We start from the raw sequence: 23,819 nt of genomic DNA, 5'->3' as shown, positions 1-23,819 counted from the left end.
CCGTGACCTACATCATCGCTGAGCCGTGCGTCGATGTGCTCGACAAGGCATGCATCGAGGAGTGCCCGGTCGACTGCATCTACGAGGGCAACCGGATGCTCTACATCCACCCCGATGAGTGCGTCGACTGCGGGGCCTGCGAGCCGGTCTGCCCGGTCGAGGCGATCTTCTACGAGGACGACGTCCCGGAGCAGTGGAAGGACTACACGAACGCCAACTACGAGTTCTTCGAGGACCTCGGCTCGCCCGGCGGCGCCTCGAAGGTCGGCAAGATCGAGAAGGACGCCACGTTCGTGGCGGCCCAGCCGCCGCGCGGGGATGCGCACTGACCGTGTTGTCGGCGTCGCTGCCTGATTTCCCCTGGGACCTGCTGGAACCGGCCAAGGCGGTCGCCGCCGCGCACCCGGACGGCATCGTCGACCTGTCGGTCGGCACGCCCGTCGACCCGGTGCCGGCGCCGATCCGGGCCGCCCTGGCGGACGCCTCGGACGCGCCGGGCTACCCGCTCACCGCGGGGACCCCGGCGCTGCGGGCGGCGATCGCCGGGTGGGTGGCCCGGGCCTGCAACGCCTCGGGTACGCCCGCAGTGCTGCCCACCATCGGCTCCAAGGAACTGGTGGCGTGGCTGCCCACCCTGCTCGGCGTCGGCCCCGGTGCCGTGGTCGTCATCCCGCAGGTGTGCTACCCGACATACGAGGTGGGCGTACGCCTCGCCGGCGCCGAGGTGGTCCGCTCCGACTCGCTGACCGCGCTCGGCCCGGACCCCCGGGTGAAGCTGGTCTGGGTCAACTCGCCGTCCAACCCGACCGGCCGGGTCCTGCCCCGCGAGCACCTGCGCAAGGTGGTCGACTGGGCCCGCGAGCGCGGCGCAATCGTGGCCAGTGACGAGTGCTACCTGACGCTCGGCTGGGACGAGAGCCCGGTCTCGGTGCTGTCGGACGAAGTCTGCGGCGGCGACTACACCGGTGTCATCGCGGTCCACTCGCTGTCCAAGCGCTCCAACCTCGCCGGTTACCGCGCGGGCTTCGTCGCCGGTGACCCGGCCCTGGTCGGCGAACTGCTGGCGGTCCGCAAGCACGCCGGCATGATCGTCCCGGCGCCGGTCCAGGCGGCGATGATCGCCGCGCTCGAGGACGAGACCCACGTGGCCGACCAGCGCGCCCGGTACGCGGCCCGCCGCGAGGCCCTGCGCGACGCCCTCACGGCGGCGGGCTTCCGCATCGAGCACTCGGGCGCGGGCCTGTATCTGTGGTCCACCCGCGGCGAGGACTGCTGGAAGACCGTCGACTGGCTCGCCGAGCGGGGCATCCTCGCGGCCCCGGGCGCCTTCTACGGGCCGGCGGCGGCGCAGCACGTCCGCATCGCACTGACGGCGACCGATGAAAGAGTGGCCGCCGCGGTGGCCCGTCTCGCCGTCTGACCATCCTCTGACAAGCCATCCACAGGGGTACACGAACGTCGCCTGTGGTCGCTACCCTCGAGGCGATGCTGTGACGGCGTGGCAACGGGGAGGTCGTCGTGGGCGAACCAGGGATCGATGTCGAGACGGGCGGGCTCACCAAGTTCGCCACTGACGTGCACGTGGACACCGACAGTGTCCTCGGGCCGGCCACCGAGAGGGCGCAGGTTCAGCTCTCCGACGGTGTGCGCTTCGGCGCCAAGAACGCGAGCGGCGCGGTGCACGCGGCCAAGCAGCGCTATGCGCAGAGCCTCGTCGCGTCCACCGAGAACCTGAGGCAGTACGTAGCAGCCGCCAAGCTGCTCGCCGCGGCGGCGCAGAAGGTCGCGGCCGACTTCGACGCCTCCGACTCGCGGGCCGCCAAGTCCACCGCACTGGCCGAGGAGGCGCTGTGGGCGGCGGCCGAGGAGGCCCGCCGGGCACGGCTCGCCGCGGAGGCCGCCGCCCGCCCGCCGCGCCACGGGGGACGGGCGGAAGCGGTATGAGCGACGAGGTGCTGAGCAGCAGCTGGTGCACGGCCTGGCAGTCGTACAACACACCCCGTCTGTGGGCGATGGTCGCCGACGAGGACGACCCGGAGGCGTGGCGGCAGGTGGCGGCGTGGGGTGACATCTCCGGCTCGGTCAAGGACCAGCGCGCCATGCTGCTCAAGGCCAAGGAGGACCTGGTCGCGGCGTGGCCGCCGGAGCGCAACAAGTCGTCCGCGGCCTTCGTGCAGGAGCTCGACACCCTGATCGCCCGCATGGACGCCGCCCGCGCCGACGCCGACGAGACCGCGACCGGCCTGGCGAACATCCTCGAGGCGCTGCGGCAGGCGAAGGACAACATCCAGCCCCTGTACGAGCAGTACAAGGAGAAGAACGACGACTTCGTGCCGTCCTGGTGGGACAACGCCGAGGACGAGATCGACGAGAAGGCCCGCGCCCACATGATCACGGCGGAGGGCATCGTCCAGGAGAACGTCGCCCGGCTCAAGGTGCCGGACCCGTACGAGCTCAAGCCGCAGGAACCGAAGTTCGAGAAGACACCTCCCGGCGGGGACTCCCGGCAGCCGCACACGCTGGGCGGCTCCAGCTCCGGCGGTTCCTCGGGCGGGCATGCGGGCTCCGCCGGCGCGGTTCCCGTACCGCACGACCCGGTTCCGCCCATGCCCGGCCACGAGCCGACTATCCCCGACGGCGTGCCCGGCCCCGGCTCCACCCACTCGGGCGACGGTTCGACCGGCGGCGGCTCCGGCTCGGTCGCGCCCCCGGTCGGCCCGGGCCTCGCCGGAGTCATCACCCCGCCCGGCGTGACACCGGCCGACACCCTTCCCCCGGGCGGCACCCCGTTCCCGGGTACGGGCGGCGCCGGCCCGGTGACCGGCGGCTCCGGCATCGTCCCGCCCGGTGTCCTCCCTCCCGGCCAGATCGGCTCCGGCGGCGGAGGTGGCGGAGGCGGTGTTGGCGGTGTCGGCCGGGGTGGCACAGGCGTCGGAGGCGTCTCCGGTGTCGGTCGCGGTGGCGTCCGCCCCGGCACGAGTGGAGGCAGGGCCCTGCCCTCCGGCGCGGTGATCGGCGAGACGGTCGGAGGCACTCCCCGCGGCGCCATGGGCGGCATCGGCGGAATGTCCGGCCGCGGCGCTGCCGCCGGTCGCGTCGGCGGCCCCACCGCAGCTACGGGCCGCGGCGCCGCAGGCGGCTCCACAGCCCCCGGCCGCGCCGGCGCGCCGGGTGGTGTTGCAGGCCGCGGTGGTGTTGCGGGCCGCGGTGGTGTTGCGGGCCGCGGTGGTGTTGCGGGCCGCGGTGGCGCGGGTCGTGGTGGCGTTGCGGGCGGTGGTGTCGCGGGTCGCGGTGGCGTTGCGGGTCGCGCAGGCGCAACCGAGCCGGTGCGCCCACCCCGGCCCTCCTGGCTGCCGGAGGAACCGGCAGGCTCCGCCCGCCCCGGCGCCGGCCCGATGGGCATGTCCGGCGCGGCCCGCGGCGGCCGGCGTCCGGGCGACGGCAGCCGGCCCGAGTTCGACCCGGACAACCCGTGGCAGGTGGCGGAGGGCGTCGACCCGGTCATCGCCCCGTCCACCGAGCAGCCCACCCACGACCCCGGCCCCAACGTGATCGGCTGGCGCGGGTGACCCCACCGACCCGGCCGGGGCCCGCCCCACGGCGGACCCCGCGACCCGGCCCCGCCCACGACACCGCCGGCACGTCCATCAGGGCCGCAACGCGAGCCCTGGCCGCAACCTCCGTCCGGACCGCGACGTCCGCCCGGGCCGCAATGCCGGCACGGGCCGGCACGACCGCTCGGGCCGGCACGACCGCTCGGGCCGGCACGACCGCCCGGGCCGGCACGACCGCCCGGGCGGGCACATCCGTCCGGGCCGGCATGTCCACCAGGGTGGGCACGACCCCCCGGACCGGCTGGGCCGTAGCGGTCCGGCAGGCCCTGGCGGTGCTCGCGGCCCTGCTCACCGTCGCGGTGTCCGCGGCCCCCGCGCGCGCCGACTCCATCCGGGACAAGCAGTGGTACTGGTCCCCGATGAAGGTGTCCGAAGCGCAGAAGATCACCAAGGGCGCGGGCGTCGTCGTCGCGGTCCTCGACACCGGCGTCGACGCAAGCCACCCCGACCTGCGGGGCGCGGTGCTGCCCGGCCGTCAGATCGTGCAGAACAAGCCCGCCGGCAACGACGACGGCGTCGGTCACGGCACCGGCATGGCGGGCATCATCGCGGGCCGGGGCCACGGCTCGGGCGGCGGCATCCTCGGCATCGCCCCGCAGGCCAAGATCCTGCCGATCCGCCCGGTCAACGACACCTACTTCGTCGCGCAGGGCATCCGGTGGGCCGTCGACCACGGGGCCAAGGTGATCACCCTCGCCTTCGAGATCGACCCGTCCGAGAACCTCCAGTCCGCCCTCAAGGAGGCCGCAGCCGCCGACGTGGTCCTCGTCGGCGCCGCCGGCAACGAGGCCGACAAGGGCAACGACGCCGAATACCCGGGCGCGTACCCGCAGGTCCTGACCGTCGGCGCCCTCGACCGCCGGAACAAGGTCGCCGCCTTCTCCAACCACGGTCCCCAGGTCGACCTCGCCGCCCCGGGCGTCGACATCACCGTCCCGGCCCCCGGCGACACGTACGCCGAAGTCGAAGGCAGCAGCGTCTCGGCCGCCCTGGTGGCCGGCGCGGCCGCCCTCATCCGAGCCGAACACCCCGACCTCTCGGCCGCCGCGGTCGTGGACCGCCTGACCAGCACCGCCATCGACCGCGGCGACAAGGGCCGGGACGACTACTACGGTGCGGGACAGCTGGACCTGATGGCCGCCCTGACGGCACCACAACCCAAGGCAACCAGCGCAGGCCCCGCGGCGACGGACGCACCGGTCGCGGCGCCCGGCCCGGCTCCGGCCGACGACGACGAGAACGGCGGCATCCCGCCCGCCTTGATCGTCACGGCGGGCGTGGTCCTGCTGGCGGGAGCAACGCTCGCGGTGTTCCTCCTGGCCCGCCGCCGAACTCGCTGAACCCGATTCTCCGACGGCGCCGTAGCGGCGAGGGAGAAGGGCGAAACCGGGGCGGCCCGCAGCTCAGCCGCGCATGGCGCTGGTGATGGCGAAGAGGCGCTTGCCGTAACGAACGGTGGCAACCGCACCGGCCACAGTGCGGAAGTAGACCGGGCCGCTCGTCTTGCCGGCGACCAGCGCCAGGCTGAGCCCGGTCAGCGCGGCCACGGCGGAGCCGAGAGTGATCGGTGCACTCGGGAGGACGATCCGCTCCTTCACGATCCGTGGGTGTGCAACCACGTCGTGATCTTCCACCAGAGTGCCTGCCAGCGACCGCGCCGGGAGATGAGGGGTGGCTGAGGGATGTCGGCGGCGTCGCGGGCCGGCATGTCGATGCGGTGGTCCGGCGGGATCCTGGCGTCGATCTCCGATACGGCAGCGAAGCCGTCGGCGTGCAAGGTGGGCTCGATGGCGACGAGCATCGCGTCGAGGCCGATCAGTTGGCGTCGACCGTCCGGCCAGGCCAGGACGGCTGCGCAAGCGTCGTAGCGGACCGTCGCGATGTCGTCGCCGGTGATCTTGCTGACGCCGTCCGGTCCCGCTACGAGGTGATGTCCCGGGTCGTTCACAGCGGGGAAGCGGCGGCCCTCGACCGCGTGGTCGGAGGTGGTGGGTGCGTCGGTGTATCCGGCCCAGTCGGCGCTGGTACCGCCGGGTGTCATGAGCAGCCCGGCGGCGTACGCCTCCGCGGCGACCTCGGTCACCGCGTCTCGAGTGACCGCTCGAATCTCCGCCGTCGTATCCGCCGGCTCTCGCACCTCGAGCCCGGCGAGCAGCTTGAACGCCTGACCCGGGAGGTGGCCGCCCTGTTCCTCGGCCCGCCGGAGCGCCTCGGTGGCGTGCTGTGCCACGGCCGTCACCTCGTCCGGGTCGATCCGACCCACCCGCAGCGCAGCCAGGAGGTCCACGAAGCCGCCGAGGACCGCCCCCTGCTTCTCCGGGAGCGCATCCGCCACGGCCGTGATCACCGCGGTGCCGTCCTGGCGCGTTTGGTAGTCGGCACCCAGCGAGTACGAGAGGCCGGCCTCCTGACGCAGTTCGCGGAACATCCGGCGTTCGAGGATGTGCGTGAACAGCATCGCGGCGGCTCCCCGGCGTACCACGGAATCCCAGGCGACCACGCCCGACGAGCCGCCGAACCAAGCCGGCGTTACCGGCAGGGCCGAGGACGCCCGGGGTGCCGGCCGGCGCGTCCCGGCGGGCAGGGCGAGCGTCAAGCCGGCCGGTATCTCGTCGCCGGCGATCCAGAGGGCCGCGTTGTCCCGCGTGAAGTAGCGGGCGACCCATTCGCGCAGGTCTTCGGCGGTGAGCCCGGTCAGGCCCCATTCCGGGTACGAGAGCAGGCCGAAATCCCGGGCTCCGTGCCGCCACAGCCCGAGGAGTTCGCCGGCAGGGTTGCCCCGGCTCATCCGCTCGGTGCGGAGGATCTCCTTCTCGGTCGTGAGGCGCGCCATCGGCAGGGACCCGAGCGCCGTGCACACGCCGGTGAGGAAGTCGGTGATCTCTGTCGCCGTACCCTGCATGTGGAAGTAGGTGTGCTCGACGCCCGTGACGCCGTTGTAGTGGTAGTCGGCCACGCCGATGGAATGCAACGCCAGGTGCTCGATCAGGTGCGTGACGCCTTTGCGGGCCAGCGTCTCGTCGGCCTGCCCGACCCGGAACACCAGGCCGGCGTGCATGGGTCCCGTGGTGGGCGCGAGCAGCGTCGGTACGCCGTCGACCTCGAGCTGCTTGATCATCGTGGCCCCTCCCCGTGGCTACGCGCTCATCGCCCGGTAGCGCTGAATGACCGGCACCGGTTCGCCGAGGTAGTCCCAGGGATGTTCCGAGGCCAGCGATCCCAGCGCCGCGAACAGTGGCCCGGAGGCGCGGTGGTCGCCTCCCGCGCTGAAGGCCATCGCGAAGGTGCTCAGCACCGAGACCCAGCCGTGGGTGCGCTGGAAGTCCGGGTGCCACACCGAGTGCTGGGCGGCCTGGTGGAGCGCCTCGCGCACGGCCGGGGACCCGAGGTATTCCCGTGGGTCCTCGTCGTCGAGGTCGAGCCACTGCTCGATGTGCGCCTCGGCGATCAGGACGGCGTTGTGCGAGCCGGGCGGTGCACTGTGCATGGCCTCGCCGGCGAACTCGTGCACCTGCTGCCAGGACCCGCCCCATTTGGGGCACAGCTGCTGGAGGAGGTGCCGCTGGGCCGGCAGGTGGTGCGGGTCGATCGCGGCGAGGCGGTCGTATCGGCGGCGCGCCTCCGCCTGCCCGAGCTCCAGCCCGCGCGCGGTCGGCATGCGAGCCGTCCACACCGCGAGGTCCGCCGGGTTGCGGGCGGCGCCGTCGATCAGGACACGCTCCGCTTCCCGGAGCCAGTCGTGAAAGAGGGAGAACCGCTGGGCGCTCACGTGTTGGGCCCAGTAGCGGCCGCGGACCCGCCAACCGACGGCAGTCAAGTGAGCGCCCAGCAGCGCGGCCGCCGTGCCGTCATCCGGATCGTCACGCAGGACCGAGGTGAGGAAGTCCCCGAGGCCGGATGTGTCGCCGGCGATGACGATCAGCGAGGTCCGGGCGACCGGCGTGGCCGCGTCGAGCACCGTGCGGCACGCCGGCCAGTCGCGCGCGGCGAGAGCCGTTCTCAGCGTGGTGACCTCGGGGTACGCGGCAGCGGGGTCGAGATCGACGTCGCTGATCGTGAGCATGGCGGGCAGCATAGAGGATCGTGCACGTCTCGAGCTGTCCCGCTCGGACCGCCTTCTGGCGGCGTGGCACTCGGTGGCCGCCGCCCCGTCCTGCCGTCGTTGCGCCGGACGAAGCCGAGGTTCATGGCTGCGCCGCGGTTTACGACCTGACCGGTAGGCCCGGTAGAGCGTCGGCCGGAGTGGGGCAGGCGCACCTCGGCGTGGCGTCGCGGCGGCGGGCCTTGGCTGCGTACATGTCGGTGTCCGCGTCCGCCAGCATCGTGTCCAGGGCCCGGTCGCGGGCCGGCGGTTCTGTGCTCAGCCCGATGCTGGCGCCGACGCGCGGTGGCGGGCGATGCGCCGCCGCAGCTGTCGCCGCGACCGAGGCGAAGGGGGCGGTGAACGTCGCGCCGACCCGGCTGCGCAGGTCCTCGCCGTCGGGGGTGGGTGAGAGGATCGCGAACTCGTCGCCGCCGAGGCGGGCGGCGGTCTCGCCCGGGGCGAGCGTCGCCCGCAGGCGTTCCGCGACCTCCTTGAGGAGGGCGTCTCCGGCCGCGTGTCCGAGGGTGTCGTTGACCTGTTTGAAGCCGTCGAGGTCGAGCAGCAGCACCGTCACGGCCGTGTCGTCGTCGGCGAGCATCGAGGATGCCGTGTCGTACAGCAGGGCCCTGTTCGGCAGGCGGGTCAGCGGGTCGTGGGTTGCTCGGAGGGTCAGTTCGGAGCGGAGGCGTTCGAGTTCCCGGAGCTGGCGGACGTACGCCTGGTTCTGCAGGCTGACGATGATCGCGAGGAAGAGGTGGAGTCCGATCGCCAGGCCCGCCGCGGTGGCGGACGGGGCTGCCGAGGCCTGGCCGGGCGCCGGGTGCTGCGCGGCGAGCATCGCGGCGAAGGCGGAGGAGGTGACCGCCCAGGTCACGAGCGCGCCGACCAGGCGTTGACGGACGGCCGCCACGACGATCGGGAGGGCCAGCACCGGCCAGGTCGTGGATCGCGGATCCGCCAGGAAGTACCAGACGGAGAACAGCACCACCGCGGTGTCCACGGCGACCTGGCCGGCGCTGAGCAGCCGGTAGCGGCGTCCGTGCAGATGCTTGAGCGCCTTGAAGGCGAAGACGTTGGTGAGGAGCAGCGCCGCCGCTGAGAGCACCCCGGCCACGACCGGATCCATCGGCGGCGCCGGTGTTCCGGCCGCGGGGTGGTACGTGGCGAAGCCGGGCAGCGCCACCGCCGCACTGATGAAGCGGGCGGTGAGGCCGACCCGTTCGACCGTACGACGACGGCGGTACAGCGCGTTCCGTCCGTCGTCCATCCATACCCCCCGGTCGCGTCGTACGTCGCCTCCCTATCGACGGGGTGGGGGATGGCTGAAGCGAATCGGACGGGGCTTCAGATCACTTGAGCCGCGGTTCCTCGTACAGGTCGCCGGCGAGCAGGCCCGCCACCGTCTTGCCGCCGGTGAGCTGCAACGACAGCTGAGTCCCCACGCTGAGCGGTCCGTCCGGCTCCGGGTACCAGGCCAGGAAGAACCCGTCCTTCACCGTCGCATGCACGGTCGGGCTCTTGGGGACCGTGATGGTGACTCCGGTGACGTCCGAGCCGATGTGCCCGGCGATCAACCGGCAGTACCCCTCCTCGGTGCGCAGCTGACCGTACGCCTGCAGCTCGACCCCCTCCCGGCCCAGCTGCGCGTCGGTGACCGGCGCCGCGAAGATGCTCGCCCCGCGCACCGTGCCGTCGTGGTCGCGGAAGCAGGTCGCGGTCCAGGTCCGCGTCATGATGCCGAGGTACGCGTACGCGCCGCGCTGCTCGCCGAGGACGAGGCGGGGGTTGCGGGCTTGCTCCGGGGTGGCCGGTGAGCCGACCTCGGGGACGCAGCGGTCGATGATGGTTGCCGCCTGGGTTGCCGGGAGGGGCCGGGCGTCGGGGGTCCATGAGGCGTACGCGCGGTCCGTGCCCAGGCTCGGCAGCGCGAGAGCGGCCGCGCTGACGGCCAGGGCTGCCGCGGCGACGGTGATCAGCCGGCGGTGGCGGGCGGGGCGGACGGTGGCGAGGGTGGGCGCGGGGTCGGGGGCGGAGGCGACGATGCGGTCGAGGAGGGCTTGGGCGGGTGGCCGGCCGACGCGGGTGGGCACCGGTTCGGCGGCGCTGCGAAGGGCCTGGTCGAGGTCGAGGTGGCGGCTCATAGCGAGGCTCCGGTCTCGGTGATCGTGGTGGATGTGGGGTGGCGGTGATCGGCGGTTGCTTCGTGCTGCAGGTGACGGCGCAGGCGGCGGCGGGCTCGGAGCAGGCGGACGCTGAAGGCGGGGCGGGAGATGCCGAGGACGCGGGCGGCCTGCGCGCCGGTGAGGTTCTCGAAGACCGTCAGGGTGAGCGCCTGCTGATCGTCCGGGCTCAGGCGGTGCCAGGCGCGGACCAGGTCCACGCGTGCGGCCACGCCGTCGGCTTCCGCGGCGTCGGTGTCGCCGGGTTCGCGGAGGATGCGCAGGGCGAGGCTGCGTTGCCGCTGATCGCTGCGCTGGCGGTTGCGCAGGGTGTTCTGGGCGGTGACGAAGAGCCACGCGCGCGCTTCGTCGAGCGGCTCGGGGACGTCGGCGAAGCGGCGCCAGGCGGTGAGGAACACCTCGGCCACGACGTCGTCGGCGATCGCCAGGTGGGTGCGGCGCTCGACGAAGCAGACCAGGTCGTCGTACGTGGCCTGGAACAGGGCGCGGAAGGCGGTCTCGGCATCCGCCGTGGGTTGGCTCACGACCTCACATGTTCGGCACGGGCGCCGGTGCTACCGACTTTTTCCGGCGACGGGTTCGCGAGGGTAGCAAGCACCGGCGCGAGGGGCCGTTCCACGAACCGGTGCACGAGCCAGGCGACCGTCAGCAGGACGGCGACCGCCCCGGTGATAAGGACCGGGGCGGGCAGCTCGGTGTGGGCGTACGCGGTCCGGATGATGCTGTAACCGATGCGCTGGTGCAGCAGGTAGAACGGGTAGGTGAGCGCCCCGGCGGTCGCGAGCCAGCGCCACGTGAGGCGGTCCGTGTAACCGAGGGCTATGCCGAGCAGCACCCCGTACGCGATGGTCAGCAGGAGGTAGGCCGGCCAGGCCGGAACCGTGAAACCGGGTTTGAGGTCGAGGACGCGGACGTGGACCCGTTGCAGGCTGACCAGCCAGCAGGCGGTCAGCAGGAGGCCGAGGCGGCGGTCGGGGCCGAACCGCCGGATCAGCGACATCGTCATCCCGGCGACGAAGTACGGCGCGAAGTCGGGCATCACCAGGTCGGTCACGAGCGAGCGCGGGTGGCCGGGGATGACGACGGCCGCGACGAGCCAGCAGGTGGCGAACGTGGCGACCCGCTTACGCGTCAGCCCGGCGCCGACGAGGCAGGCGAAGAGCAGGTAGAACCGGATCTCGCACCAGAGGGTCCAGTACACGGTGTCGACCAGGGGCGTGTTGAGCGGTTCCGCGAGCATCGTCAGGTTGACGGCGACGTCGCTGACGGACGGCAGCCCGCTGACCGGGACCCCGATGGTCACCGGCAGCGTGGTCACGACCAGGGCGGTCAGCAGCACGCCGGCCCAGAAGGCCGGATAGAGGCGTACGGCGCGGGAGACGGCGAAGCCGCGTACGGTCCGGCCCCACCCGCTGGTGCAGATCACGAAACCGCTGATCAGGAAGAACACCTCGACACCGAGGAACCCGTAGATCAGCACGGGTGCGGCGTCCGGCAGGAAGTGCTTCGGGGGCCGTACGCCGTCCAGCCGCCACGAGTCGCCGAAGTGGTAACCGGCCACGCCCAGCGCGCAGATCAGCCGCAACCCGTCCAGGGCGTACATCCGTCCGCGGCGCACGGCGGGTGGCGTTGCGGCTGTCCGGGTTTCCGTAGCCGTCGTCATCCGCGCCTCCTGTAGGTGTCGGATGCGGGGAAGCGCATCCGGCACCTACATGTGCGGCACCGCGGTGATCGTTACAGCCGGGAGCGGCCGGGTCCGTACGTGGTGCCCGCCCGGTCGCGCTCGAGCCGGCCGGTGTCGACGAGCATCCGGCGTACGGCCGCGACGTCATCCGTGACCTCGGCCAGCCGCTTGTTGATCTCGTCCTCGTCGTGCAGGCCGTCGAGGGCGAGGAACCGCGACAGCAGCTCGCCGAGGAGCTCGTACCGGTCACTCAGCGTCGGCGGCATGCTGGTCAGCCGCCCGTGCGAGAAGTTACCGCGCAGCTGCGGGTATTCGGTGAGGAGGCTGGCGATGGGCTGCGCCCGTTCGACGGCGGCGGCCGCCTCGCGCAGGCCTTCGAGCCGGGCCCGGTAGAAGCCGTTGCCGGAGCCGACCGCGACCCCGAGCGCGACGAGCCGCGCGCAGGCGTCCCCGACCTTGGGCAGCGGCAGGTCCAGCCGGTGGCTCAGCTCGCCGAGACTGGCGCCGTTCCTGCCGCAGCGGACCAGCTCGGCCAGCGCGAGCAGGCGGGTCTCGCCGGAGAGCTGGGTGAGGACGTCGGCGGCGCGGGCGGCTTCCAGGGACATCCCGCCACCGTAGGCAAGCGCCGTCCGGTGCCGCACCCGGTTTTCAACGACGGCCGGAAGTGCCAGGATCGATCGACTTTCCTCTATCGACGGGTGGGCCGGGATGACCGTACGGCGTTGGGCCTCGACGATCTGCGCGGCGCTGCTGGCGACCACCGCCGCCGTGGCCCCGGCCCAGGCGGCCCCGGCCCCGCCCGGCCCGGACACCCCCTGGCGGATGCGTCATTGGCCGCAGACCCAGCCCTGGCAGCGGGATCAACCCGCGCCGCGGAGAGGTGCCATCGATCCGCAGAACTACGAGCTGCCGGACACGATGACGTGGGACGACTACAAGCCGATTCCGCGTACGGACTGGGCCGATCCCGCGACCCCCGGTTCCGTGCGCGACTTCAAGGGCGCGCTGGTCCTCGTCGACTTCCCGAATCAGCCGTTCGTCGTGACCCGGCCCGCCAACTCCACCATCTACGGCAACCCGTTCTCCGTGCACGACCTGGCGCGTTCCGACGTACCCGGGTTCTATCGCGACTTCCTCAACCGGCCCGGCGACCTGAACCGTGGCCACACCATTCACGAGTACTGGATGGAGGATTCCGGCGGGCGCTACGGCATCGACCTGACGTCGTTCGGGGTCTATCAGATGCCGTCGAAGAGCCATGAGTACGGCATCGAGAACTCCATGCAGCGCGGCCGCGGCTGCCCGGCCGGGGACATCTGCGGCCGTGATCTGCGCACCGATGCGCGCGCGGCCTGGCTCGCGGACGTCGGTGACACCGAGGCCGCTCGCTACGACTTCGTCTTCTTCCTCGCGGCCGGGCAGGACGAGTCCTCCACGTGGCAGGAGTTCGGCGAGATGAAGTTCGCCGGCAAGGACGCCGTGAGCGACGCTTTCGGGCCGCCGGACGAGGCGCTGCCGAACTGGAACGCGACCCGGTACGTCGACTGGACGTCGTGGCAGGCCTCGGCGAACATCTGGCCCAACGCCACCGGCGGGAGCTCGTTGCAGGCCGAGAGCTCGGGCATGTCCACGTACGCGCACGAGTTCAGCCACATCCTCGGCGTGGCCGACAACTACAACAATCCGTATTCCGTCCCGCCGCGCCGCGATTACAGCGGGCCGTGGGAGATGCTCAGCCGCGGCACGTTCAACGGGCCGGGCGGACCGCACAGCCGCTGGCTCATTCCCGCGACCGCCGGGGCCTCCATGGGCGCCCAGCACATGCTCCGCAACAAGATGAAGCTGGGCATCGTCGACGAAGCCGCGGTGCTGCGCCTTTCCCGGGATGCGCTGGCCGATTCCGGTGTCGTGGTGGCGCGGGTGACCGCCCGCGAGGTCGAGCCGGGCGAGGGCGGGATCTCGGGCATCAACGTGACGCTGGACGGCGGCGACGCGAGCCCGGCCTGCGACGCCGGGACGGATCCTTACTGCGACGGCGGCGGGTACGACAACTACACGCTCGAGGTGGTCGACCGGATGGGCTTCGACTCGTTCACGCCCGATTCCGGCGTCCTGCTGGCCAAGACGAAGAATGCGGACGCCGCGCCGTTCATCTGGACGGTGGACGCCAATCCGCAGGACATCGACGAGGTGGATTTCGTCCGCCCGGACGGCACCCCGCAGAAGATGACCGTCGGCGACTACCGGCAGCTCTCCGACGCGCTGTTCCACGCCGGCACGGATTCGGGCAGCGAGTACGAGTACGTCGACACCGCCAACCGCCTGCACTTCTACGTGCTCGACCCGCGCCGGGACGCCTCCGGCGTGCTGTCGTACACGGTCGCGGTGCGGTCGCTGGACGGCGCGGGCCCGTACCCGCGCGGCGTGGCGGTCACGCCCACCGTGGCCGTCGCGCCGTCCTCGGGCTGGGCGCGGTGCCGGGTTCCGGTGCGCAACACGGGCCGCACCGCCACCGACGTCTACCGCATCTCGGCGGCGCCTGCCACCGGGTGGACGGCGTGGCTGCCCAGGGAGGTCATCGACGTGGCGGCCGGGCGTACGGCCGTGGCCGACGTGTACGTCAAGCGCGAGGGCGCGGGTCTGCGCGGCACGAAGGTCCCGGTCACGGTCGTTTCGGAGAGTGATCCCGCCGCGGCCGCCACCGCCACCTGCCGAATCCTCTGACCTTTGTCAAGGATCATGACGCAAAGTTGACCGGTGCAGCAGTCCACCGAGATCAGCGGCTCGAAGGTGGCCACGGACAGCCAGGGCTGGTCGGACACCACCGGCATCAAGGTGTCCGTGTCGACGAGCTTCAAGACCGGCATCCCGATCCTGGCCGAGGGCAAGATCAACCTCACCGCCGAGGGCTCGTACAGCTACACGCAGAACGGGTCCACCCAGCGGTCGCAGACGTTCTCCTGGCGGCAGCCGGTGATCGTCCCGGCCCGCTCGGTCGTGGAGGCCACGGTGACGGTGACCCACGGGACGATCACGGTCCCGTACTCGCTGAGCGGTGATTTCCTCTACCGCAGCGGCGGGCGCGCCGGCGGTACCCTCGGCGGCCTGTTCGCGGGTGGCAACAGCGAGCACCTCGCGGTGAACCTGAAGCAGTACAACCTCGACGGCTCTCCGGCGTTCGCGCCGGTCAAGCAGCCGAAGGCGGCGATGCTGAAGGCGACGCCGCCGCGCTGACGAGAGGAAGGGGAGCCGGGCTGCGGAAAAAATTTGATCTCGAGTGCACACAGCGGGACCCCGCACGCGTCCTTCAGGGTGTGACCTTCGAGCAATTCGCGGTGGCCCGGCTCCCGAGCCTGCTGCGGTACGCGGTCGTCCTCACGGGCGACCGCGATCTCGCGCAGGACGTCGTCCAGGAAGTTCTGGCACGGGCGCAGGTCAAATGGCGGCGGATCAGCGATGCCGACTCCCCCGAGGCGTACGTGCGCCGGATGGTGCTCAACGAGTACCTGTCCTGGCGGCGTAGCTGGGCGGTGCGCAACGTCCATGCGGTGGGGGAGCGGCTCGTCGACCTTGACGACGCCCGGGGCGGGGGCAACGACCCGGCCCAGGGAGTCGTGGAGGCCGACGCGCTGTGGAACCGGCTGGCGACGCTGGGCCGTAAGCAGCGGGCGGTGCTCGTGCTGCGATATTACGAGCAGCTGGACGACGAGGCGATCGCCGACCTGGTCGGCTGCTCCCCGGCCACCGTCCGCAGCCATGCCTCGAGGGCGCTGAAAACGCTCCGGCTGTCGCCGGAGTTCGCGCACAGGATTCACGCCAAGGAGGCGTCGTGATCGATAACGAGGACCGGCTTCGCGAAGCCTTCGAGAGCCATGAGCACCTGGCTCCGGACCCGGCCCAGGTGTACGCGCGGGTCCAGGAGCTGTCCCGTTCCTACGCGTGGCGGCGCCGCGGCCTGCAGGTCGCCGGCGGCACCGTGCTCGGCGCCGGGCTGGTCGCCGGCGTGCTGAACCTGCCGTCCATCCTGCCCGCCGGGCCCGGCGGCAACGACGGCGCGATGGTGGCGCCGGCCGCGGCCCCGCAGACTCCGTCGCTCGCGCCGAGCCGCAAGCCGCAGCTCGAGGCCTCGCCGGAGCCGACGGACCCGGACCAGAAGCAGTACGACGCCTACTTCAACGCCGGCTACGACTATGACGACGCCCTGAAGCTGGCCAAGAAGTGGAAGATGAAGTCGGACGACGACCACATCGGGGCGGTCAAGGTGCGCGCCGGGCAGTGGCTGCTCGACGGCAAGAAGCTGCCGGTCAAGCCGAGCAACGACCCGGATTCCCCGGACGTCACCACCCCGAAGGAAGAGCAGCAGGTCAACGCGTTCTTCCGGGCGGGCTACGACTACGACGACGCCGCGCGGCTGGCCAAGATGTGGAAGAAGGCCACGCCGTACGAGGCGAAGGTCGCGGGCGGGAAGAAGCTCCTGGCCGGAGAGAGCCTGCCGTTCCAGCCGTGACCCCGCGTCTGCTCCGGCGTACCGGATTCGAGATCGAGCTGATGGCCCCGCCGGGCCTCAGCCGGCGCACCCTGGCCGTGGACCTGGCCGCCCGCCACGGCGGCCGGGTCCACCCGGTGTGGCATCACGACAGCGAACCGTCCCTGGTCCCGGGCCTGGGCCGGTTCCTGCACCTCACCCAGGGTTTCGAGGTACGCCGGGCGGACGGCTCACTGCTGTGCACGCTGGTCGACGACGTGACGCTGCTGGCCGGTCTCGACCCGCGGGCCCCTGCGGTGCCGGGCTGGTTCCGCATCCTCACCGACGACCGGCGGCTGTTGCACCTGCTCGCCGCGCACAGCGACCCCGGCGGCACCCTGCGGGCCGCCCTCGACGCGGCGGCGCAGCTGTGGGGCACGAGGGTGCAGCGCCACGACGACGTGTACGTGCTGGAGGACCCGGGCGGCGCGACGATCGCCCTGGCCGCCCCGCAGGGCGCGGAGCGGGAGCGGCCGTGCGAGATCGTCACCCCGCCGCTGGCCGACGAGCACGGCACGGCGCTGGAGGAACTGCTCGGCCCCGCTCGCGAGCTGGGCTTCACCGTCCCGCGCGAGGCAGCCGTGCATCTGCATCTCGACGGCGCGCCGTTCCGTGCGGCGTACGCGCTGGCCAACGTCGTGCGGCTCTTCGCGTCGTGGCGTGAGCCGCTGCGCACCCTGCTGCAGACCAACCCGGCGTGCCGGCGCCTCGCCCCGCTGCCGGAGCCGCTCGTGGCGGCGGCGCGTGGCGTCCCCTCGTACGACGATCTGCGCAAGGCGGCCGACGAGGGTGGGCTGACGAAGTTCTTCGACGTCAACCTCACCCAGCTGCTCACCGACACCCCGCTGCGCGACACCGTCGAGATCCGCATCCTGCCGGGCGCCATCGAGACCGCGGACATCCTGCACCGCGCGGCCCTGATCGAACTGCTGCTCGAGCGCTGCCTGCGGTCCGATCCGTTCCCCGAGGCGCCGGCCGACCCGCATGCGGCGCTGGAAGCGCTGCTTCAGGTGGCGGGCGAGGTGCTCGCCGACCGCGCGGAGACCGTCACGCCCTGACGCGGAAGGCGTCCAGCACGAACCACTCGTCCTCGTGCCGGACGAGGCGCTCCAGCTCGGGCCGGCCGGCCAGGGCCTGGTGCACGTTGAAGCCGTCGTAGTTCCCGCCCTCCTGCCGGTCCCGGAAATGCACCGCGACCAGGTCACCGCCCGGCTCCAGCCGCCGGACCAGCCCGTCGAGCAGCGCCGTCAGGTCGTCGCCGGACAGGTAGTACAGCAGGTCGCCGATCACGACCAGGTCGAACGTGCCGTCGGGGAGATCCGCGGGGAGCATCGCCGTCTCCACCCGTACGTGCGGGAGGTCGCCGACGGCCTCGGCGGCCTGCCGGACCGCCGAGTCGACGCAGTCGACCGCCAGCACCTCGTCGCAGCGCTCCGCCAGCATCCGGGTGAGCAGCCCGATCGAACAGCCCGGCTCGTAGCAGCGCCGGTACCGCTCGCGGGGCAGGCTCGCCATGGTGACGGCGTACTTGCGCTGGTCGTGCCACTTCGTCGCGACGTCCCAGGGGTCGTCCTTGGCGAGGTAGAGGTTGACGAAATGGTCCTCGGAGATCGACGCCTGCGGCGGCTGGGCGTCACCCTGTGCTCGTGTCACCCGGTGATTCTGCCGCAGCGCCGTCCGGCGGCGGCCGCAGCCTCTGCCGGGGTCAAGGCTTGGTCCGCCGGACGAGGACGTCGGTGACCGGGCGCCGTGGCGTGGCGGGGACAGGGCGGCCGTACCCGAGGCGCAGCACCATCTGCGCCCGTTCGCCGGTGCGGCGGCCGGTGAGCAGGGACCGGGCCGCCGGCAGCTCGATCGGCTGGCTCATCGGCATCGCGCTGACACCCAGCGTGGTCGCCGTGAGCAGCACCCGTTGGAGCGCCTGCCCAGCCATGATCCAGTCGTCCTCGGTGTCACCGGGCGTGGTGAGCAGGGCGATGGTGGGGTGTGCCTCGAACGCCACGGCTGTCAGGTCGTGCTCGGCGTGTGGTGGCCGGAAGTCGCGTACCGGCAGGTGCTGCAGGGCATCGCGGGGGCCGATCGCGGTGGCCGGGACCCCGTCCCGGCGATGCCGGTCGTCGTGTGTCCAGCGGGCGAGCTCCTCGGCGTACCCGTCGCGGGCTCGCAGGTCCTGGTCCGCCGAGCGGGCCAGGGCCAGGACGGCGTCACGGTCCGCCGGGCCGGCCACGGCGAGGCTCGCGCCTTCGAGGCGGGCGGCAGCCCGGAGCCGGTCGAGCGCCCCGGCCGGCAGGGCGGTCCGTGCGAACGGGTGACGGTTGGTGCGTCGCCGCTGCACGGCCATGGCCAGCGAGGTGACGCCGGCGGACGGGGCGGCGCGTCGTCCCACGCTAACCCGGGCGGCCAGGTCGGGCTCGCCGGGGCGGGGGAACAGGTTCAGCACGGGCAGGCAGCCCGCCTCGCGCAGCGCCAGGCGCAGGGTGAACAGCGCAGCGCCGACGCTCATCATCAGCTCGCGCCCGGTGGGATCCACGACGGTCAGCCGGCGGGTGCGGTCGGCGTACACGTCGACGTGGTCGTCCGCGATGCGGAAGCGCCACGGCTGGCTGTTGTGCAGCGAGGGCGCGGCGGTGGCGACGCGGACGCAGTCCGTCAGGACGGTGCGCGACGGCGTCGCGGCCAGGTGCCGTGCGGTGACGGTCGCGGTCATCGCTGCACCTCTTTCTCTCATCGGTCGGCCCGGCTCGGCGTTCCTGAGCATGATCGTCGCCGGTGGGCCGGCCGGCATGCAGAGTCGACAGCCTGCCGGCGGCGGGACCTTGTACCCGGCGGTGACGAGGGCGGGGCGGGTCAGCGCGGCAGTTGCCAGCGCTGGCTGGGTTTGCCGGTGCAGGGCAGGATCGCCAGGGCCGGCCCGCCCTCGGCGGCGGGCAGGATGCTCAGGCAGCGGCCCGAGCCGGCGTTGTACAGCGCGCCGTCGGTCTGCGGCACCCAGAGCTGCGCGCCGCCGAAGTTGCAGTCCCAGAGCTGGATCCGGTAGTTGATGTCGACGCCCGCGTTCGCGCCGATGTCGAGGCATTTCGTCGCGGTGGCCGGCATGAGGGCGCCCTCGCGGGTGAAGCGCCAGCGCTGGCTCTTGGCGCCGGTGCACTTGGCCGCCTTGAGCTTGACGCCGTTCACGTCGGTGTCCGGCATCTGGATGCAGCGGCCGTCGGCGCTGGTCACCGTGGTCACCGGCGGCCGGGTGCTCGGCTTCGGCGACGGGCTCGGCTTGCTGCTGGTGCTCTTGACGGGTACGGGCTTCCTGCTCGTGGGGCGCTTCGACGGCGACTTGCGCGCGGACGGCCGTACGGACGGGGTGGCCGACGGTGTCGGCGACGGCAGGACCGCGGTGGGGGCCGGCGCGTCGTCGGCGGTCGCGGTGAACTTGACCGCCGCGCCCACGCCGCCGGCGAACAGGAGGGTGGCCGCCGCGACCGCTCCCAGCGCCAGGCCGAGCCGCCTGCCCCGGCGTCGCGGCGGACCGGCTGCCGGCGGCGGGGTGTCGATCGGGGCGATCGGCCCGGACAGGGTCGAGCGGTCCGTCGCCGTGGCGGCGCCGGACCAGCTCACCGGCGGCGGCACGGCGGCCGCGTGCGGGTCGCTGTCGCCGAGCCGGGGGTGGTGGCAGCGGCTGACGATCTGCTCGGGGGTGGGCCGCCGCTCGGGTTCGCCGGCGACGCAGGACCGGATGAGGCCGGCGAGGCGGGTGTCGACGCCGTCGAGGTCGATCTCCTCGCGCAGCAGGCGCTGGCAGATGGACTGGGCGCTGCCCTCACCGTACGGACGCCGCCCGGTCGCCGCGTGCGCGACGGTGGCGCCGAGCGCGAACACGTCCGCCGCCGGCGAGAGCCGGTCGTTGGTGAGCAGCTCGGGGGCGATGTATCCGGGGGTGCCGACGATGATGCCGCTCTGTGTGAGCCCGGTGTCGGTGGGGTCGCGGGCCAGGCCGAAGTCGATGAGCTGCGGGCCGGTCGTCGACAGGATGACGTTCTGCGGCTTGAGGTCGCGGTGGCAGATGCCCTGCGCGTGGACCTCCGCCAGCCCTTCGGCCAGGCTGGCCATCAGCCGCAGGCACTCGCCGGTGGTCATCGCGCCCTCGGCCTCGACCGCGTCGGCGAGGGTGGCGCCCGGGATGAACTCCGTGGCCATCCAGTACGGCGGGTCGGTCAGCTCGCAGTCGATCAGCGCCGCCGTGTACGCGCTGCGCACCTTGCGCAGCGTCTCCGCCTCCCGCCGGAACCGCGCGAGCGTGTCGGGGTGGGCCAGCAGGAACGGGTCGAGCATCTTGACGGCGGCGAGGCGGCCGCCCGGCGAACGCCCGAGATACACGGTGCCCATGCCGCCGGTCCCCAGCCGGCCCTCGAGCTCGTAGCGCCCGGCTCGGCGGGGATCGCTGGGCAGGAGGGGATCCACGGGATCGAAGGGTACTGCAAGGTTGGTGTGCGGCAGGGCAGTGACGGTGCCCTGCCGTACCGACCTTCCTCGATTTCCGTCAGGTCAGCTGAACCGTGGCCGCAGCACCTCCGTGCACCACTGCCGGAACGTCGTGGGGCTGCTCGCGGCCGGCGTACGGGGCTCGGCGTCGTCCAGGCCGTTCTCCTTGGCCACCGCCATGTCGGCCATGCCCTGCGCCATGGCCTCGGACATCCCGGCCGTGAGCAGCCGGGCCCGGAACGCCTCGACCGGGACCTGCTGGAAACGCACCGGCCACCCCAGCACCTCGGACATGATCTGTGCCATCTCGTCGAACGACAGGTCCTCCGGGCCGAGCACCGGGACGCTGTCCACGCCGCTCCACGAGTCGTCGAGCAGCAGCCGGGCGGCCACGTCGGCGATGTCGCGGTTGGCGCACGCCGGGGACTTGTGGTCGCCGGAGATCGGCTGGAAGAACACACCGTCCTTGATGGAGCCGGTCTGGCGCAGCAGGTTGTCCATGAAGGACGGCATGGTCAGTGCGCGGTAGCTGACACCCGTACCGGCGATCAGGTCGTCCAGAGCCAGGGTGGCGGCCACGAACCCGGAATGCGCGACCACCGGGGTGCCTCGGCCGAGGGCCGAGATGCCGACCACCCGCTGGACGCCGTGGCGGGCGAAGGCCTGGCACGCGGGCCGGCTGAAACCGGAGTACGCGGCGTCGACGCTCTCGGCGCGCGGGTTCGGCGGCACGAGCCAGAACACCGCGTCCGCCCCGGCGAAGGCCCGGTCGGTGACGTCCGCGTCGCCGTGCGAGCCGGGTACGACCTCGGCGCGCTCGCGGACCTGCGGGGAGAGCCGGTCCGGGTCGCGGGCGACGACGCGTACCGGCGCCTGCGCGTCGAGGAGGTGGCCGACGACCTGCCGGCCGATGGCGCCCGTGGGCGTGGTGACAACGATCATGAGGTCAGTCAACGCGCGCCGGCCGCAGAGCTGAAGGACCGATCCGATCCGCATTGATACCGTACGGATATGAGCGACCTCGAGGTCCGCCAGCTGCGGTACTTCGTGGCGGTCGCCGAGGAGCTGCACTTCGGCCGGGCCGCCGACCGCCTCGGCATGGCCCAGCCCCCGCTGTCCCGGGCGATCCGCGACCTGGAACGGCACCTGGGCGTGCGACTGCTCGAACGCACCACGCGGCAGGTGCGCCTCACACCGGCGGGACAGGTCCTGCTGCGGGACGCGCGTACCGCGCTGGATGCGGTGTCCGCGGCCGAGCGGCGGGCGCGGCACGCGGGACGAGAGGTGCCGGCGCTGCGGTTGGCGCTCAAGGCCGACTATGACGCCGGGATGCTGCCCGAGATGCTCGGCGCGTACGAGCAGGAGCCCGTGGCGCTGCCGGTGGAGCTGCAGCTCGGCGGTCGCGGCGAACAGGTCGCGGCGCTGCGCGACGGGCGGGCCGACGTCGCGCTGCTGCCCACCCCGTTCGACGGCCGGGGGCTGGACGTCGAGCCGTTGCTGACCGAACCCCGACTGGTCGCGCTGCCCGCGGCCGACCCGCTGGCCGCGCGTACCGAGCTGCGGGTGGCCGACCTGGCCGGGCGCATGCTGCCCGACGGTACGGCGGCCGACGGAGGCGAGGTCCCCGCCGGGCGGCCGCCGCGGCCGCTGGACCTGGCACAGATCTTCAACCTCGTCGAGGTCGGCGAGATGGTGTGGTTCCTGCCCGAGTCGCTGGCCCGGCGGCATCCGCGGCCGGCGATCGCCTACCGGACCGTCCTCGATCTGGGGCCGTCGACGCTGGTGGTGGCCTGGCCGCGGGAGTCGCGGTCGGCGGCGGTCGCGGCGTTCGTCCGGGTCGCCCAGACGGTGTTCGCCCGGTACAGCCCGAAGGAGCCGGTCCTGTGACGCACCCGATCATGTTCGACGACGCCGACCCCGTGCTGCGGCGCGTACGCACGCTCGCGCTCGCCTTCCCCGGCGCCGCCGAGAAGATCTCGCACGGCCACCCCGCCTTCTTCACCACCAAGGTGTTCGCGTACTACGGCGGCTCGGTGAAGGTCGACGGCGTCTACCGGCAGCACGAACGGTCGGTCCTCGTGCTGGCCGATCCTCACGAGCGGGAGGCGCTGCTCGGCGAGGAGCGCTGCTACCTGCCCGCCTACCTCGGCGCGTCCGGATGGGTCGGGATCGATCTGGACGGCGACACCGACTGGGACGAGATCGGCGAGCTGCTCGACGCGAGCTACCGGCGTACGGCGGGCCCGCGCCGGGTGGCCGCCCTCGACGCGCGGGCGGGCTCACCAGCTCCCGGAGGCTCCTGACCCGCCGTCCGAGCTGCCGCCGCCGAAGCTGGAGCCGGAGGACGAGCCGAAGCTCGACGCCGACGTGTCGGTGCTGCCACCGACCCATGCCGTGTGGTGGGCCGATCCCGACCGGGTGACCGAGCGCGCCCAGCCCGGCGAGCCGCCCCGCGATGCGCGGGTGACCAGCGCGAGGAGCAGGCCGATCCCGGCCACGACCACGATCACCACGCCCCAGGCCGACCCGGACCCGTCGTCCCCGCTGTCCGCGTCGTCCACGATGTACGCCGGGCTGAACTGCTCCTCGTCGTCGGCGGGCTCGCCGAGTGTCTCCAGCAGCGCGTCCGCCGGAATCGAATGACCCAGCTCGCGGCGGACCTCGTCCAGACCCGCCAGGACGCCGTGCAGGTAGTCCTCCTCGGCGAAGCGCGGCGTCACGACGTCGTCGACGATGGCCTTCGCCTCCCGGTCGGTCAGCCGCTTCGTCACGCCGCGACCGGTCTCCAGGCGTACCCGATGGTCGTCGACCGCGACGACCAGCAGGACCCCGTTGTTCTTGTCCTTCTTGCCGACGCCCCAGCTGTTGAACAGGCCCGTCGACCACGCCTCGATGCTCTTGTCGCCGGTGGTCGGCACGATCGCGACGGCGATCTCGTCGGAGGTCGCCTTCTCGTCGCGCAGCAACGCCCGGGTGATCATCGTGCAGCGGTCGTCGCCGATCACGCCGGTCTCGTCGACACACCGGCCGCTGGGCTTCGGGTACGCCGGTGCCGCCGCGGCCGGGGCCGCCCAGCTCAGCACGGCGACCGCCGCCAGCGTGAACGCCGCTACCCTCGCACGCGATCTCATGCGCTCAATATGAGGCATGATCACAACCGGCGGGGGCAGGGGAGACGATCATGACGCCCAGAACGGTCACCAGGGACGATCTCGTCGCCGTGGCGGCTGGGCCTCGACCTCTTCGAGGGTGCGTACGC

The 23,819-nt window shown here is 72.6% G+C and carries 25 protein-coding genes; 12 read left to right on the top strand and 13 right to left on the bottom strand.

Features of this window, described 5'->3' with window-relative positions; translation table 11 throughout:
• The first annotated feature begins 2 nt into the window (after positions 1–2).
• The 5 genes from fdxA (at position 3) to AB0K03_RS11895 (ending at position 4,954) form a co-directional block, all read left to right on the top strand.
• On the top strand, positions 3–329 hold the full coding sequence (gene fdxA / locus AB0K03_RS11915; RefSeq protein WP_106127678.1) for a ferredoxin: 327 nt from the start codon (positions 3–5) through the stop codon (positions 327–329).
• On the top strand, positions 326–1,420 hold the full coding sequence (gene dapC / locus AB0K03_RS11910; RefSeq protein WP_364683728.1) for a succinyldiaminopimelate transaminase: 1,095 nt from the start codon (positions 326–328) through the stop codon (positions 1,418–1,420). The genes fdxA and dapC overlap by 4 nt, the downstream gene beginning before the upstream one ends.
• 98 nt (positions 1,421–1,518) lie before the next feature.
• Positions 1,519–1,944, top strand: coding sequence for a hypothetical protein (locus AB0K03_RS11905; RefSeq protein ID WP_364683381.1), 426 nt, complete (start codon positions 1,519–1,521; stop codon positions 1,942–1,944).
• Positions 1,941–3,569 carry a hypothetical protein gene (locus tag AB0K03_RS11900; RefSeq protein WP_364683379.1) on the top strand — a complete coding sequence of 543 codons (1,629 nt, stop codon included), beginning with the start codon at positions 1,941–1,943 and terminating at the stop codon, positions 3,567–3,569. Before AB0K03_RS11905 ends, AB0K03_RS11900 begins: the two co-directional genes overlap by 4 nt.
• 251 nt (positions 3,570–3,820) lie before the next feature.
• Positions 3,821–4,954, top strand: coding sequence for a S8 family serine peptidase (locus AB0K03_RS11895; RefSeq protein WP_364683377.1), 1,134 nt, complete (start codon positions 3,821–3,823; stop codon positions 4,952–4,954).
• A gap of 63 nt (positions 4,955–5,017) precedes the next feature.
• Here AB0K03_RS11895 and AB0K03_RS11890 read toward each other — a convergent pair whose 3' ends face one another.
• From AB0K03_RS11890 to AB0K03_RS11855, 8 genes are all read right to left on the bottom strand, one after another.
• Positions 5,018–5,212, bottom strand: a complete 195-nt coding sequence (locus AB0K03_RS11890; protein ID WP_364683375.1) for a hypothetical protein — start codon at positions 5,210–5,212, stop codon at positions 5,018–5,020.
• Positions 5,209–6,732 carry an insulinase family protein gene (locus AB0K03_RS11885; protein WP_364683373.1) on the bottom strand — a complete coding sequence of 508 codons (1,524 nt, stop codon included), beginning with the start codon at positions 6,730–6,732 and terminating at the stop codon, positions 5,209–5,211. Before AB0K03_RS11885 ends, AB0K03_RS11890 begins: the two co-directional genes overlap by 4 nt.
• A gap of 18 nt (positions 6,733–6,750) precedes the next feature.
• On the bottom strand, positions 6,751–7,677 hold the full coding sequence (locus tag AB0K03_RS11880; RefSeq protein WP_364683371.1) for a hypothetical protein: 927 nt from the start codon (positions 7,675–7,677) through the stop codon (positions 6,751–6,753).
• A gap of 139 nt (positions 7,678–7,816) precedes the next feature.
• The gene (locus AB0K03_RS11875) at positions 7,817–8,965 is read right to left on the bottom strand and encodes a GGDEF domain-containing protein (protein WP_364683370.1); all 1,149 of its coding nucleotides are present in this window, start codon (positions 8,963–8,965) and stop codon (positions 7,817–7,819) included.
• Between the two features lie 82 nt (positions 8,966–9,047).
• The gene (locus AB0K03_RS11870; protein WP_364683368.1) at positions 9,048–9,839 is read right to left on the bottom strand and encodes a hypothetical protein; all 792 of its coding nucleotides are present in this window, start codon (positions 9,837–9,839) and stop codon (positions 9,048–9,050) included.
• Positions 9,836–10,402 carry an RNA polymerase sigma factor gene (locus AB0K03_RS11865; RefSeq protein ID WP_364683366.1) on the bottom strand — a complete coding sequence of 189 codons (567 nt, stop codon included), beginning with the start codon at positions 10,400–10,402 and terminating at the stop codon, positions 9,836–9,838. The genes AB0K03_RS11870 and AB0K03_RS11865 overlap by 4 nt, the downstream gene beginning before the upstream one ends.
• The gene (locus tag AB0K03_RS11860) at positions 10,399–11,541 is read right to left on the bottom strand and encodes an acyltransferase (protein WP_364683364.1); all 1,143 of its coding nucleotides are present in this window, start codon (positions 11,539–11,541) and stop codon (positions 10,399–10,401) included. The genes AB0K03_RS11865 and AB0K03_RS11860 overlap by 4 nt, the downstream gene beginning before the upstream one ends.
• A 71-nt stretch (positions 11,542–11,612) precedes the next feature.
• A complete protein-coding gene (locus tag AB0K03_RS11855; protein WP_364683362.1) occupies positions 11,613–12,167 on the bottom strand; it encodes a DUF2087 domain-containing protein in 555 nt (184 codons plus the stop codon).
• Between the two features lie 103 nt (positions 12,168–12,270).
• On the opposite strand from AB0K03_RS11855, the gene AB0K03_RS11850 reads away from it, so the two are divergent.
• The 5 genes from AB0K03_RS11850 to AB0K03_RS11830 all read left to right on the top strand — a co-directional run bounded on the left by AB0K03_RS11850 (position 12,271) and on the right by AB0K03_RS11830 (position 17,145).
• Positions 12,271–14,286 (top strand): M6 family metalloprotease domain-containing protein, encoded by a 2,016-nt coding sequence (locus tag AB0K03_RS11850; RefSeq protein ID WP_364683361.1) that lies wholly within the window; start codon positions 12,271–12,273, stop codon positions 14,284–14,286.
• Between the two features lie 33 nt (positions 14,287–14,319).
• Positions 14,320–14,796: an ETX/MTX2 family pore-forming toxin gene (locus AB0K03_RS11845; protein ID WP_364683359.1), complete on the top strand. Its 477-nt coding sequence runs from the start codon at positions 14,320–14,322 to the stop codon at positions 14,794–14,796.
• 80 nt (positions 14,797–14,876) lie between these two features.
• Positions 14,877–15,395, top strand: a complete 519-nt coding sequence (locus AB0K03_RS11840; protein ID WP_364683357.1) for a SigE family RNA polymerase sigma factor — start codon at positions 14,877–14,879, stop codon at positions 15,393–15,395.
• A complete protein-coding gene (locus AB0K03_RS11835) occupies positions 15,392–16,069 on the top strand; it encodes a hypothetical protein (protein ID WP_364683355.1) in 678 nt (225 codons plus the stop codon). The genes AB0K03_RS11840 and AB0K03_RS11835 overlap by 4 nt, the downstream gene beginning before the upstream one ends.
• Complete coding sequence (locus AB0K03_RS11830; RefSeq protein ID WP_364683354.1) at positions 16,066–17,145, top strand: amidoligase family protein; 1,080 nt, start codon at positions 16,066–16,068, stop codon at positions 17,143–17,145. The genes AB0K03_RS11835 and AB0K03_RS11830 overlap by 4 nt, the downstream gene beginning before the upstream one ends.
• Here the strand turns inward: AB0K03_RS11830 and AB0K03_RS11825 are convergent.
• The 4 genes from AB0K03_RS11825 to AB0K03_RS11810 all read right to left on the bottom strand — a co-directional run bounded on the left by AB0K03_RS11825 (position 17,135) and on the right by AB0K03_RS11810 (position 21,502).
• Positions 17,135–17,740 (bottom strand): class I SAM-dependent methyltransferase, encoded by a 606-nt coding sequence (locus tag AB0K03_RS11825; protein WP_364683352.1) that lies wholly within the window; start codon positions 17,738–17,740, stop codon positions 17,135–17,137. The genes AB0K03_RS11830 and AB0K03_RS11825 overlap by 11 nt on opposite strands.
• Positions 17,741–17,792: 52 nt before the next feature.
• Positions 17,793–18,794 carry an Acg family FMN-binding oxidoreductase gene (locus AB0K03_RS11820; protein ID WP_364683350.1) on the bottom strand — a complete coding sequence of 334 codons (1,002 nt, stop codon included), beginning with the start codon at positions 18,792–18,794 and terminating at the stop codon, positions 17,793–17,795.
• A 140-nt stretch (positions 18,795–18,934) separates the two neighbouring features.
• Complete coding sequence (locus tag AB0K03_RS11815) at positions 18,935–20,539, bottom strand: serine/threonine protein kinase (RefSeq protein ID WP_364683348.1); 1,605 nt, start codon at positions 20,537–20,539, stop codon at positions 18,935–18,937.
• An 84-nt stretch (positions 20,540–20,623) separates the two neighbouring features.
• Positions 20,624–21,502 carry an NAD(P)H-binding protein gene (locus AB0K03_RS11810; protein WP_364683346.1) on the bottom strand — a complete coding sequence of 293 codons (879 nt, stop codon included), beginning with the start codon at positions 21,500–21,502 and terminating at the stop codon, positions 20,624–20,626.
• Positions 21,503–21,571: 69 nt separating this feature from the next.
• On the opposite strand from AB0K03_RS11810, the gene AB0K03_RS11805 reads away from it, so the two are divergent.
• Both AB0K03_RS11805 and AB0K03_RS11800 read left to right on the top strand, forming a co-directional pair.
• Positions 21,572–22,447: a LysR family transcriptional regulator gene (locus AB0K03_RS11805; RefSeq protein WP_364683344.1), complete on the top strand. Its 876-nt coding sequence runs from the start codon at positions 21,572–21,574 to the stop codon at positions 22,445–22,447.
• Positions 22,444–22,863: an MmcQ/YjbR family DNA-binding protein gene (locus AB0K03_RS11800; protein ID WP_364683343.1), complete on the top strand. Its 420-nt coding sequence runs from the start codon at positions 22,444–22,446 to the stop codon at positions 22,861–22,863. The genes AB0K03_RS11805 and AB0K03_RS11800 overlap by 4 nt, the downstream gene beginning before the upstream one ends.
• Here AB0K03_RS11800 and AB0K03_RS11795 read toward each other — a convergent pair.
• The gene (locus tag AB0K03_RS11795; protein WP_364683341.1) at positions 22,840–23,691 is read right to left on the bottom strand and encodes a TPM domain-containing protein; all 852 of its coding nucleotides are present in this window, start codon (positions 23,689–23,691) and stop codon (positions 22,840–22,842) included. The genes AB0K03_RS11800 and AB0K03_RS11795 overlap by 24 nt on opposite strands.
• Positions 23,692–23,819 lie beyond the last annotated feature (128 nt).

This window comes from Actinoplanes sp. NPDC049316, assembly GCF_040677315.1.
In the GTDB taxonomy this organism is placed as follows: Bacteria; Actinomycetota; Actinomycetes; order Mycobacteriales; family Micromonosporaceae; genus Actinoplanes.
Note: the sequence above shows the minus strand (reverse complement) of the source record. Positions and strands in the feature narration are given on the sequence as shown.

Bases quoted from the DNA above. Each gene is read 5' to 3' on its own strand.
- AB0K03_RS11895 (WP_364683377.1), top strand. From the start codon at position 3,821: ATGTCCACCAGGGTGGGCACGACCCCCCGGACCGGCTGGGCCGTAGCG.
- AB0K03_RS11850 (WP_364683361.1), top strand. From the start codon at position 12,271: ATGACCGTACGGCGTTGGGCCTCGACGATCTGCGCGGCGCTGCTGGCG.
- AB0K03_RS11860 (WP_364683364.1), bottom strand. From the start codon at position 11,541: ATGACGACGGCTACGGAAACCCGGACAGCCGCAACGCCACCCGCCGTG.
- AB0K03_RS11795 (WP_364683341.1), bottom strand. From the start codon at position 23,691: ATGAGATCGCGTGCGAGGGTAGCGGCGTTCACGCTGGCGGCGGTCGCC.
- AB0K03_RS11885 (WP_364683373.1), bottom strand. From the start codon at position 6,732: ATGATCAAGCAGCTCGAGGTCGACGGCGTACCGACGCTGCTCGCGCCC.
- AB0K03_RS11855 (WP_364683362.1), bottom strand. From the start codon at position 12,167: ATGTCCCTGGAAGCCGCCCGCGCCGCCGACGTCCTCACCCAGCTCTCC.
- AB0K03_RS11810 (WP_364683346.1), bottom strand. From the start codon at position 21,502: ATGATCGTTGTCACCACGCCCACGGGCGCCATCGGCCGGCAGGTCGTC.
- AB0K03_RS11875 (WP_364683370.1), bottom strand. From the start codon at position 8,965: ATGGACGACGGACGGAACGCGCTGTACCGCCGTCGTCGTACGGTCGAA.
- AB0K03_RS11880 (WP_364683371.1), bottom strand. From the start codon at position 7,677: ATGCTCACGATCAGCGACGTCGATCTCGACCCCGCTGCCGCGTACCCC.
- AB0K03_RS11805 (WP_364683344.1), top strand. From the start codon at position 21,572: ATGAGCGACCTCGAGGTCCGCCAGCTGCGGTACTTCGTGGCGGTCGCC.
- AB0K03_RS11900 (WP_364683379.1), top strand. From the start codon at position 1,941: ATGAGCGACGAGGTGCTGAGCAGCAGCTGGTGCACGGCCTGGCAGTCG.
- AB0K03_RS11820 (WP_364683350.1), bottom strand. From the start codon at position 18,794: ATGACCGCGACCGTCACCGCACGGCACCTGGCCGCGACGCCGTCGCGC.
- AB0K03_RS11870 (WP_364683368.1), bottom strand. From the start codon at position 9,839: ATGAGCCGCCACCTCGACCTCGACCAGGCCCTTCGCAGCGCCGCCGAA.